The organism is Streptomyces ipomoeae 91-03 (assembly GCF_000317595.1).
GTDB lineage: Bacteria > Actinomycetota > Actinomycetes > Streptomycetales > Streptomycetaceae > Streptomyces > Streptomyces ipomoeae.
This window is the reverse complement of record NZ_AEJC01000105.1, coordinates 1-10,617: the sequence shown is the minus strand read 5'-3', so window position 1 is coordinate 10,617 and position 10,617 is coordinate 1. Positions and strand designations below refer to the sequence as shown.

Genomic DNA, 10,617 nt, shown 5'->3' with positions numbered 1-10,617 from the left:
CGGCCGAGGCGCCCGCCGTACGCGGCTCCGGTGGCCGGACCTGGTTCCCGGTCGACGGCGGCAGCGTGAGCCCGGCGACCGGGGGCGCGGACGTCGTCCTCGGCGGTTCGATCCGCCTGGGCGACACCGACAGCCTGACCCTCGGCGATCTGCGCCTCCGGTTGGACGGCGGCACCGGCACCCTCCGGGCGCGCGCCGAACGGGCGGGGGAGGCCGATGACTTGACGCTGGCCCAGGTCGCCCCGGGTGCCGCCGGGCCGACCGTACGCAGTGGCGGTACGACCTGGTCCGCCCTGCGGGTGTCGCTGACCGCCGAGGGCGCCGCACTGCTCACCGAGTGGAGCGGGACGTCGTACGCGGCGGGAGACGAACTCGCCCCGCTCGACGTGGCGGTGGGCACCGGCGCCACCGCATCCGACCCACCGCAGGACGGCACCACCGACGACTCCGGCGGCGACATACCCTCGTCGGCCCCCGAGGGGGACGACACGACGGCGACGGACGGCCGTACGGAGGCGGAGAAAGCCACCGGTGCCGCCCGGTCGGCGGCCGTCGGGCGCGCGAGCCTGCCGCCCGGCGCCGAACAGCGGGTCACCGGCGAGGGGTTCGAGCCCGGCGAGGTCGTCCTCGTCGCGATCGACGACGACACCCGCTACCAGGCCGTGGCCGACGAATCGGGCCGGGTCGCCCGTGACTTCCCGGTGTACGACACCGCCACCGAGGGCGCGCACACGGTCCAGCTGTACTCCGTGACCGGGGGGCGCGAGGCCACCGCGGGGTTCACGGTGCTCGCCGCCGCCCCGTCTGCCTGAACAGCCTCCGCGCACCGCTCAGTTGGAACCGCTTTGTCTTCTGTTGACAACCGAATCAAGAAAAAGGTTAGGTAAGGCTTACCTAAGTGCGATGGGTCGGGGGTTCGACTCGCGCACATCGGCCTTCGAGAAAGGTTCTCCTGTGAGAGTCGTTCCCTCCGCCCGCACTGCCGCCCGCGCCGGTCTGGCCGTCGCCGCCTCCGCCGCCCTGACGCTCGGCCTCGCCACCTCGGCCTCCGCCGCCACCTCGACCCGCACCATCGTCGACGGCGGCACCACCTACAACCTGTCGGTCACCGCCCCCGGCACGGCCGCCGCCTCGGGCCAGGTCATCAACGTCACCGGTTCCGGCTTCAACACCGGCCAGGGCATCTACGTCGGCCTCTGCGTGGTCGAGGGCAACCCGGGCGACACCAAGCCCACCCCCTGCCTGGGCGGCCAGGACGAGAGCGGCTCGACCGGTGCCTCGCACTGGGTCAACAACACCTTCGGCGGCATGTTCGCCAACAGCTCCAAGTTCGGCACCGGCGGCACCTTCGACGTGAACATCTACGTCAAGGCCACCCTGGAGGACGGCAGCGTCTGCGGCGAGGACGTCACCTGCGCCGTCGTCACCCGCGCCGACCACTTCGACACCAACGACCGCAAGTACGACGTCCACGTCCCCATCACCTTCCAGTAACCACCCCGTCCGGCCGGGCCCCTTCGCCACGGGGCCCGGCTCTTGGGCCTGTCCGGCGGATCAGGCCCTGGCGTCCCCCGGGTGCGGGGCGCACCCGACGAGTGAGGAACCCATGAGAGACGACACGACGGACCGGCGGCAGCCGGACCGGGCTGCCCGAGCGCGCCTCAGGCGCCCCGCGGCACTTCTCGGCGCCGCCGCCCTCGTGGCCGCCGCGGTCACGGTGAGCACCTCCGCCCGGGCCGCCGACACCCCGAAGACCGGACTCGGCAAGGACGGCCAGAAGCTCACCGTCTCCGCCTCCGCGAACCTCGACCCCGACGGCGAGACGCTGAGGGTCACCGGCTCCGGCTACGACGCGACCAAGGCCATCTACGTCGCCCTGTGCAAGGACAACGGCGACGGCAAGATCCCCACCCCCTGCATCGGCGGCGCCGACGAGAACGGCACCGGAAACTCCTCGCAGTGGATCGTCCCCGAGGGCGACGAGTACGCGGGCGACCTCGCCGTCACATGGGGCGCGGGCGGCACCTTCGACGTCGAGATCGACATCAAGGCCAAGGACAACGGCGTCGACTGCACCCAGGTCGTCTGTTCCGTCGTCACCCGAGTCGACCACCGCAACTCCGGCGACCGCTCCCAGGACGTCCGCGTACCCGTCACCTTCGAGGGCCAGGACACCGGCGACGGGGACGACGGCGGCGACGGCGTGGACGTGCCCGCCGGCACCGTCAGCTATGTGAAGTCGACGGCGTTCACGGCCGCCGCCGGGGAAGTCAAGGACCTCCTGCTGCACCCCGAGTCCGGCAAGCTCTACGCGGGCTCCGAGGACTTCGTCGACACCGGGGACGTCAACGAGCGCGGTCTGCACGCCCTCGACGCCACCACCGGCAGGCCCCTCACCCACATCACCCAGGCCCCCGGCGCGGGCGGCACCCTGGGCCCCCGCAACGTCGCGATGATCGCCGCTCCGCTCGCCGGCGACGGAGTCGTCTTCCACTACCCGCTGCGCGGCATCGGCACCGCCAAGGACGGCGACGCGTTCGCCGCCGGCGTGTGGCTCACCGGCAATACCGTCACCGGAGTCGGCCCCGGCACCAAGGCCTCCACCGTCCTGGTCGCCCAGGGCGCCCGGCTCTCCGAGGTCGACATCGCCACCGGCGTCGCCCTCGACAACCGCACCCTCACCCTCGACGGCGGCTCGGTGCTCGGCGTCGACACAGCCCATGGCGCCGCCTGGTCCGCCGGTTCCACGGGCGGACAGCTGCGCCGTGTCGGCACCGGCTCCCTCACGGTCACCGCGACCGCCGAACTCCCCGCCGCCTCCGTCGCGTTCGTCGAGGCCGACCCCACCACCGGCAACGCCTGGGTGGGCAGCGGGAACTCCGTACGCGTCTACGACAAGGACGCGAGGCTCCTGAAGACCATCGACGGCCCGGACGAGGCCGCCGACATCGCCTTCGACGCCACCACCGGCCGGGCCTTCGTCGTCTGGAACGACAACGGCGAGGCCGGCAACGGCGGCGACGACAACAGCTCCCTCGGCGTGTACGACACCACCACCTACGCGGAGGCCGCCACCCCGACCAAGCTGGAGGGCAACAACTCCCAGCTCGGCCCGGCCTCCGTAGCGGTCGCCCCGGGCGGCACCTCCGTCTACGTCAGCAGCCCCTTCCAGGGCGAGATCACCAAGCTCGACCGCCGGATGTCCCCCAAGGTCACCCAGACCCCGACCGACCGGACCGTGGCCCCGGGCGACGAGGTCTCGTTCGTCGCGGCGGCCGAGGGCACCCCCGAACCCACCGTGCGGTGGGAGGTCGGCGTCGACGGCGGCCAGACCTGGTCAAGGATCGAGGGCGCGACGAAGAACACGTACACCTTCACCGCCAAGACGGCGCACGACGGCTACGAGTACCGCGCCGTGTTCACCAACTCCGTCGGCGTGACCCGCACCGCACCCTTCACGCTCACGGTCACCGAGGCCGACGACAGCACCGGCGGCGGTGACAGCGGCGGCGACGGCGACGAGGGCACCGAGCCCTCCGGTACCAAGACCGTCACCGGCCCCGAGGGCCAGAAGCTCACCGTCACCCCGGTCAACGACCTCGCCACCGAGAACCAGACCCTCAAGGTCACCGGCTCCGGGTACGACGAGGCCAAGGGCGTCTACGTCGCCCTCTGCGTCGACAACGGCGACGGCGAACTGCCCACCCCGTGCGTCGGCGGCGTCGACATGACCGGCGAGTCGCACACGTCCGCGTGGATCTCCTCCAACCCGCCGGACTACGGCGAGGAGTTGGCGATCCCGTACGAGGACGGCGGAAGGTTCGAGGTCGAGCTGACCGTCGACGCCAAGGACGAGTACACCGACTGCTTCGAGGCCAAGTGCGTCCTCGCCACCCGCGCCGACCACACCCTGTCCGGCGACCGCTCCCAGGACGTCAAGGTCCCGGTCTCCTTCGTCGGCCAGGACCCGGTGGACACCGACGACGAGGGTGACGGCGGGAGCGACGGCGGCACCTCCACCGGCGGCTCCTCCAACAGCGGTTCGACGACCGGCTCCAGTGGCACCGGCGGCTCCGGCGGCAGCACGGGCGGCTCCACCACGGGCGACGACGGCAGCCTCGCCTCCACCGGCCTGACCGTCCTCGGCGTGGCCGCCTCGGCCGCCGCGCTCACCATCACGGGCTGGATCCTGCACCGCCGGGCGCGGGGGATGGGCCGCGGTACGACCGCCTGACCCCGCGGAGCGACAAACCGACGCGGCACCAACCCGCGGAACCGAAAAGCGCGGCCCGGCCCACTGTCACCCTCGGTGGGCCGGGCGTCCCGCTTCTCGGCCTTCTCGGCTCAACGCGACGCCGCGATCCAGTCGTACGCGTCCCTGGCCGTGAACTCGCCCTGTCCGCCGCGCACCAGCAGCCCGGCCGTCGCGAACGCCGGGTCGTCGGCCTGTTCGGCGACATAGGGGATCGCGACGCACCGCATCCCGGCGGCATGGGCGGCGACCGCACCCGGAACCGCGTCCTCCATCACCACACAGCCGGCCGGGGCGACGCCGAGCCGCCGGGCCGCCTCCAGGAACACATCGGGCGCCGGCTTGCCCTGGGCCACCTCGTCGGCGGACACGACGGTACGCAGATACGCACCCAGTCCCGTCCCCGCGAGGATCACCTCGATCGCCTCGCGCGACGAACCCGAGGCCACGGCCATCGGCACGCCCTCGGCGGCCAGCAGTTCCACGAACTTCCGCATCTCCGGATAGACGCGGGTGGCGGTGCGGGCCAGCTCCAGATAGTGGCGGTTCTTCTCGGCGAGGAGCGCCTCGACCGGTACGTCGAAGCCGTAGCGCTCCCTCCATGTGGCGACCGTCTCCCGAGTGCTGATGCCCACGAACCGCTCGTGCTCCGCCCAGGAGAAGTCGGTGACCCCGTGCGCGGCGAGGGTCCGTCGGCTCGCTTCGTAGTAGTTCGGCTCGCTGTCCACGAGCGTTCCATCGAGATCGAAGATGACCGAAGTGCCGCCGAGAGTGCTCATGGGCTCCAGGATCTCAGCGACTTGAGGACATCGGCGATCAGCCCTTGGCCGCCGCCCGGCCGATCGACTCCACCAACGGCAGCAGCCGGTGCGGCACCCGCTCCCTGAGCGCCACCTCCGTACGGGTGCGCACCACGCCCGGCACACTGATGAGTGCCTGGATCACGTCCTCCAGGTGCGCGTTGTCCCGGGCCACGACACGGGTCAGCAGGTCGCCGCCACCGGTGATGGAGAACGCCTCGACGATCTCCGGCACGGCCGCCAGCGCGTCCCCCACGTCGTCGAGATGCCCCTGGGTGACCTCGATGTGCACGAAGGCGAGCACCGGGTGGCCGAGCGCGGCGGGGGAGAGTGAGGGACCCGTACCGGTGATCACACCGTCGCGCTCCAGCCGGTCGAGACGCGCCTGGAGCGTGCCCCGGGCGACACCGAGGACGCGGGCGTACTCTCGCACGCTGGTACGCGGCTGCTCCAGGAGCAGCCGCAGGATGCGGGTGTCGAGTTCGTCCACGGCCATTGGCGCGTCGGCCTCCCGGCGATATCCGACGATCAAGAACCGACTGTACCTAGGCCGCCGCCCGCCAGACCGTCATGTCCGCGGTCAGGAAGCTGATCCCGGGCTTGTCCCACAGCGCGGTCGACTTCACCTGGATCACCAGCAGCGCGATGTCTCCGGAAGGGTGCTTGACGCAGATCTCGCTGCCGACCGCCGCCGCGGCCAGCGGGAGCTCACGACTCTCGGCTCCGGCTCCCGTGAGCGCGGTGCGGCACGAGTCGAGCGTGGCCCCGGGGTCGCTGTACAGCAGGACCATCGCGCTGGTGTCGCTCTCCAGCGCGCAGCCGACGTTCTCGCAGACGAAGCGGATGGCGTCCGCGTCACCCTTGGTGTCCTCGAGGTTGTTCGGCTTCTGGATGTCGAGCGCCCGCTTCTCGTCCAGCCACTGCTGGGGGTACGCCCTCGGCCGTGGCGTGCTCGGTGCCGTCGGGGAGGGACGCGACGCCTCCTCCGCCGTCCCGCCACCCGCCCCCGAGGCGGACTCGGATGTCGACGATGGCTCCGATGACCGTTCGGACGTCGTCGGGCCGGTGGTCGACGACGTGGTCGTGTCCCGGTCGCGGAGCCGGTTCGTCGTCTCCCTGACCGTCCATGCCAGGCCCGCCACCAGCACCGCTCCCGCCGCCACGGCGGCGGCCGTGATCATCGCGACGTGTCTGCGGGGCATGCGCGGCGGAGTCGGCAGCGACCGCGGCGGTGCGAGCAGCGGCGCCGGGTGCATCGGTATCGCGTGCGCCGGCACGGTGTGCGCGGCCGTGGGATGCGGGACCGGAGCCGGAACCGTCACCTCCGGCCCCGTGACCTCCCGCCAGACGGCCAGTCCTCCGCCCGCGTCGGCGTCCCGGCCCAGCCGCTGTCGGCACCACTCGACGACCTCCGCCAAGGTGGCCCGCTCCGCCGGATCGGTGGCCATGCACCGGGCGATCAGCGGACGGAGCTGCTCGGGCAGCCGGGACAGGTCGGGTGCCTCGTGCACGATCCGGTACAGCACGCTGACCGAGGGCCCGTCCCCGTACAGCGGCTCACCCAGCGCCGCGAACGCCGCCGTCTGGCCGAGTGCGAAGACATCGGTCGCCGCGGTGACCTCATCCCCGGACGCCTGCTCCGGAGCCATGAACTGGGGCGTGCCGACGGTGGAGCCCGTGACGGTGTGCGAACTGAGGTCGGAGCCCAGCGAGATGCCGAAGTCGATCACCCGCGGCCCGTCAGCGGCCAACAGCACGTTCGACGGCTTCAGGTCCCGGTGCACGATCCCCGCGCCATGGATGGCCTGCAGCGCCTCGGCCACCCCCGCCACCAGCCACAGCACCGCCGGCACGGGCAGCGGACCGCGCCGGGCGACGGCCTCCGCCAGGGAGGGCCCGGGCACGTACAGCGTGGCCAGCCAGGGCGGCGTGCCGTCCGCGTCGGCGTCGATCAGCTCGGCGGTGTACGCGCCCCGGACCCGCCGGGCCGCCTTGATCTCCCGTCCGAACCGCCGCCGGAACGCCGGGTCGTCGGCCAGCTCCGGCCGCACCACCTTGATCGCCACCGGCCGGCCACCCTGCGTGTGCGACAGATAGACACGGCCCATACCACCCGCGCCCAGCCGGGCGGCGAGCCGGTAACCGGCCACCACGGGCGGATCGTCCGCCCGCAGCGGCTGGAACACCTCGGTCGCATGGTTCATCGGCCCGCGTCCCCCCGATCCCCTGAGTCGATCATCAACAGCCTAAGGGTTGTCCCGGCGACTCCAGTTCGAATTCGAGGTATGGGCTCGGAATCGTGTGGTTCTCCGGTGTGTGATCCGTTGGCCTACCAGCGGTAGCTCACGGGACTTTCGAAGTGGGCCAATGGCGCAGCCGGCGACCGGCCTGTTGAGCCATTGGGGCAAAGGTGCTTACCTCTGTCGTATCCACGTACTTCGGCGCCGCGCGGTGCCGGACGGCGACGAGGCCGATCCGGAGCGCGGCGCCTTCGCTGTGCCCGTCGCCCGCCCGACACCCCGGAGCGCGGCCACGGGCGCGGCATGCACCACGGCAAGGGGGCGGCACACGGCCATGAAGAGGATGTTCACGGCTCCGGATCCGGGACGGTCGAGGTTGCGGAACGCGGCCCGCGCCGTCATCGGCGTCGGCGCGGCGGTGGCCGCCTCCGAGGCGTGCGGCTTCTCGCTGCCCGCGTCGATCACCGGAGGCCTGGCGGCGCTCCTGGCCCTCTTCACCGTCACCGACGCGACCGTCCGCGCCCAGCGGATCACCACCGCGCTGCTGCCCGTGGCGGGATTCCCGGTGCTGGCCCTCGCCACCACGCTGCACGAGGTCACCGCCGCACGTGATGCCGCGTTCGTGCTCACCGTCTTCTGCGGGGTCCACGCCCGCCGATGGGGGCCGCGCGGCCAGGCGCTCGGGATCTTCGCGTTCATGAGCTTCTTCGTCACACAGTTCCTCCACGCCGTCCCCGCCCAACTGCCCGAGCTGTACGGGGCCATGGCCCTCGCCCTGCTGGTCGCCGGCGCGGTGCGCTTCCTCCTCTGGCCCATCGAACGCCGTGTCCCGCCGGTCGTGGTCCCCGCCGAGCCGCCCAGGACGGGTCTGGCGCGACCGACCACCAGGCAGGCCTGCCAGGCCGCGGTCGCCTGCGCCGTCGCGCTCTGTGCGGGCCAGGTGTTCTCGGAGGACCGTTGGTACTGGGCCGTCGGCACCGCCTGGTGGATCTTCGTCAACACCACGTCCCGGGGCGAGACCCTGGTCCGCGGTTTCCGCCGCGTCCTGGGCACGGTGATCGGCGTCGTCGTAGGTCTTCTCGTCGCCCTTCCGCTCAACGGGGCGCCCGTGCCGTCGGCCGGGCTGATCGCGCTCTGCGTCTTCGGCATCTTCTACACGGCGGTCTCGTACTCCTGGATGATGCTGGCCGTGACCGTCATGGCCAGCCTCCTCTACGGACTGCTCGGCGTGCTGGACCCCGGCCTGCTCGCACTCCGTCTGGTGGAGACCGGCGTGGGCGCGGTGTGCGCCATGCTGGCCGTGGTCCTCGTACTGCCGGTCACGACGCACGCGACGAACGACGCCTGGATCCAGCGGGCCCTGCACTGCGTGCACGCCGCCGCGACCGAGACGGCCGCCCGGCTCGAAGGCGATCCCACGGCCGATCCGACCCCTCACGCGGCCGAGTTGGAGACGCTGTTCGGCCGGGCACGCATGGCCCTCGCCCCACTCGTCCACCCCCTGAACCCGTTCCGCGCCCGTAAGGAACGCGCCCGCCAGGCCATCGACTTGCTCGGCGACTGCGTCAACGAGGTACGGGCCCTGGTCTCCGCCACCGCCGACCCGGGCGGATCGCACGAGGCCTCCCTGGTCGCCGCCTGCTGGCGCGTGAAAGCCGCCGTGGACGCTCTCACCATCGGCGAGACGCGACCGGCTGTGACGGGTCAGGAGCCGACCTCCGAGGCGGAAGCCGGGGCGCCGCCCCACGCACAGCCGCACAACGCTGCCTTCACGCATCTGTACAACCTGGAAAAGGCGCTGTCGGAACTGGCGATGCCGCTCGGGAGGACCCCGGGTTCCCGACTGGCCGGTTCCTGAGTACCGGGGTTCCCGACTGGCCGGTTCCTGAGTACGGCTGATCGCCGGGAGGGGGCCGTGGAGCACTGCCCGGCAGGTGTCCTGATTCCGCCGTTCCCCGGCCGCCGGCTCCCGCAGGCCGGAGATCCCGGTGCGGACCCCGGCGTCGGTGTGACGGAGCTTGCGGCACTTCCGCGGCGCGTACGGCTGTCTTCGCGCCCTTCGCTCGCCCGGCACCACCCTTTTGGTCTAGACCTGCTGACACCGTCGCCCGCACAACGCACGAGCGGGAGGGGGCGACAGTGGCACCAACTGGGGCGGTGGGCGGCAAGGGGCGACGGCGGGCGTACATCGGGTCGTTCACGGGAGCGGGAGGCCTCGGCGTCCTCGTCGCCACCGTGGACGGGACGAACGGCGCCCTGACCGTCCTGGGCGGCGCGGACGACGTACCCGACCCCTCGTACCTCGCCCTCTCCCCGGACGGCGACACGCTCTACGCGGTGAGCGAGACGGCCGAGGGCATGGTGGCCGCCTACCGGGTGACGGACGACAAGCCCGAGCCGACCGGGCCGCCGGTGGCGGTCGGCGGCGGTCCCACGCACCTCTGCCTGTTCGCCGGCCACGTCCTGACCGCCGACCACGGCTCCGGCGGCGTCACCGCCGTACCCCTCCGCCCCGACGGCACCCTCGCGGACACCGCGTCCGGCACACTCCGGCACACCGGATCGGGCCGGCACCCCCGCTTCCAGCGCCAACCGCACGCCCACCAGGTGCTTCCGGCCCCGAGCGGTCCCTGGTTCCTCGGTGTCGACCTCGGCACGGACACGGTACGGGTGTGCGCCCTGGAGGGCGGCGTGCCCGTCGTGCGCCGAGAGACGGCACTGCGCCCGGGCGTCGGCCCACGCCACCTCGCCTTCGCCCCGGGCGGCGCGGACGGGTCGTACGTCTACGTGCTGAACGAACTCGCGCCGACGGTCACCGTTTGCCGCTGGAAGGCCTTTGACGGCCTCCTGGAGCCCCTGGGGGAGACCTCGGTACTACCGGGCGCCCCGGACGGCGACGCGTACCCCTCAGGCATCGCCGTGTCGCCCGACGGCCGCTTCGTGTGGACGGCGACCCGCGGCGTGGACGTACTCTCCGTGCTCGCGGTCGAGGGCGACAGGCTGCGCCTGGTCACGACCGTGCCCTGCGGCGGCCACTGGCCACGCGCCCTCACATACGCGGCCGGCACCCTGTACGTCGCCAACCAGCACTCCGGCGACGTCACCTGGTTCACGGTCGACCCCGACACGGGCATCCCGGAACGAGCCGGTTCGGTCGAGGCACCCGCGGCCTCCTGCGTCGTCCTCGACAACTGACCGACTGACCGACTGACCGACTGACCGACTGACCGACAGGCCGACTGACCGACAGGCCGACTGACCGACAGGCCGACTGGCTGCGGAGCGCCGGCGCGGGCGCCGTCGGCGGAGACCGCGGACATACGGC

Annotated in this window: 8 protein-coding genes; 5 read left to right on the top strand and 3 right to left on the bottom strand. The window is 72.4% G+C overall.

All coding sequences use genetic code 11. The annotated features are described in order from the left end of the window. The 3 genes from STRIP9103_RS06870 to STRIP9103_RS06860 form a co-directional block, all read left to right on the top strand. Positions 1-812, top strand: an 812-nt coding sequence (locus tag STRIP9103_RS06870; RefSeq protein ID WP_048819829.1) for an HtaA domain-containing protein, incomplete at its 5' end; no start/stop codon positions are given. A gap of 142 nt (positions 813-954) precedes the next feature. Next, complete coding sequence (locus tag STRIP9103_RS06865) at positions 955-1,494, top strand: hypothetical protein (protein ID WP_009301675.1); 540 nt, start codon at positions 955-957, stop codon at positions 1,492-1,494. A gap of 112 nt (positions 1,495-1,606) precedes the next feature. Further along, positions 1,607-4,234: an immunoglobulin domain-containing protein gene (locus STRIP9103_RS06860; RefSeq protein ID WP_009301681.1), complete on the top strand. Its 2,628-nt coding sequence runs from the start codon at positions 1,607-1,609 to the stop codon at positions 4,232-4,234. 110 nt (positions 4,235-4,344) lie between these two features. Here STRIP9103_RS06860 and STRIP9103_RS06855 read toward each other — a convergent pair whose 3' ends face one another. From STRIP9103_RS06855 to STRIP9103_RS06845, 3 genes are read right to left on the bottom strand one after another with little or no spacing between them, the layout of a single operon-like run. After that, positions 4,345-5,031 carry an HAD family hydrolase gene (locus tag STRIP9103_RS06855; RefSeq protein WP_009301674.1) on the bottom strand — a complete coding sequence of 229 codons (687 nt, stop codon included), beginning with the start codon at positions 5,029-5,031 and terminating at the stop codon, positions 4,345-4,347. Between the two features lie 37 nt (positions 5,032-5,068). Then, the gene (locus tag STRIP9103_RS06850; RefSeq protein WP_009301667.1) at positions 5,069-5,548 is read right to left on the bottom strand and encodes an Lrp/AsnC family transcriptional regulator; all 480 of its coding nucleotides are present in this window, start codon (positions 5,546-5,548) and stop codon (positions 5,069-5,071) included. 49 nt (positions 5,549-5,597) lie between these two features. Further along, the gene (locus STRIP9103_RS06845; protein ID WP_009301668.1) at positions 5,598-7,256 is read right to left on the bottom strand and encodes a serine/threonine-protein kinase; all 1,659 of its coding nucleotides are present in this window, start codon (positions 7,254-7,256) and stop codon (positions 5,598-5,600) included. Between the two features lie 379 nt (positions 7,257-7,635). Here STRIP9103_RS06845 and STRIP9103_RS06840 point away from each other — a divergent pair, with 379 nt between their 5' ends. Continuing rightward, the gene (locus STRIP9103_RS06840; RefSeq protein ID WP_009301679.1) at positions 7,636-9,150 is read left to right on the top strand and encodes an FUSC family protein; all 1,515 of its coding nucleotides are present in this window, start codon (positions 7,636-7,638) and stop codon (positions 9,148-9,150) included. Positions 9,151-9,431: 281 nt separating this feature from the next. Then, a complete protein-coding gene (locus STRIP9103_RS06835; RefSeq protein ID WP_048819827.1) occupies positions 9,432-10,487 on the top strand; it encodes a lactonase family protein in 1,056 nt (351 codons plus the stop codon). Positions 10,488-10,617 lie beyond the last annotated feature (130 nt).

Excerpts from the sequence above, each read along its gene's own strand:
- STRIP9103_RS06850 (WP_009301667.1), bottom strand. The coding sequence starts at position 5,548 with ATGGCCGTGGACGAACTCGACACCCGCATCCTGCGGCTGCTCCTGGAG.
- STRIP9103_RS06860 (WP_009301681.1), top strand. The coding sequence starts at position 1,607 with ATGAGAGACGACACGACGGACCGGCGGCAGCCGGACCGGGCTGCCCGA.
- STRIP9103_RS06840 (WP_009301679.1), top strand. The coding sequence starts at position 7,636 with ATGTTCACGGCTCCGGATCCGGGACGGTCGAGGTTGCGGAACGCGGCC.
- STRIP9103_RS06855 (WP_009301674.1), bottom strand. The coding sequence starts at position 5,031 with ATGAGCACTCTCGGCGGCACTTCGGTCATCTTCGATCTCGATGGAACG.
- STRIP9103_RS06845 (WP_009301668.1), bottom strand. The coding sequence starts at position 7,256 with ATGAACCATGCGACCGAGGTGTTCCAGCCGCTGCGGGCGGACGATCCG.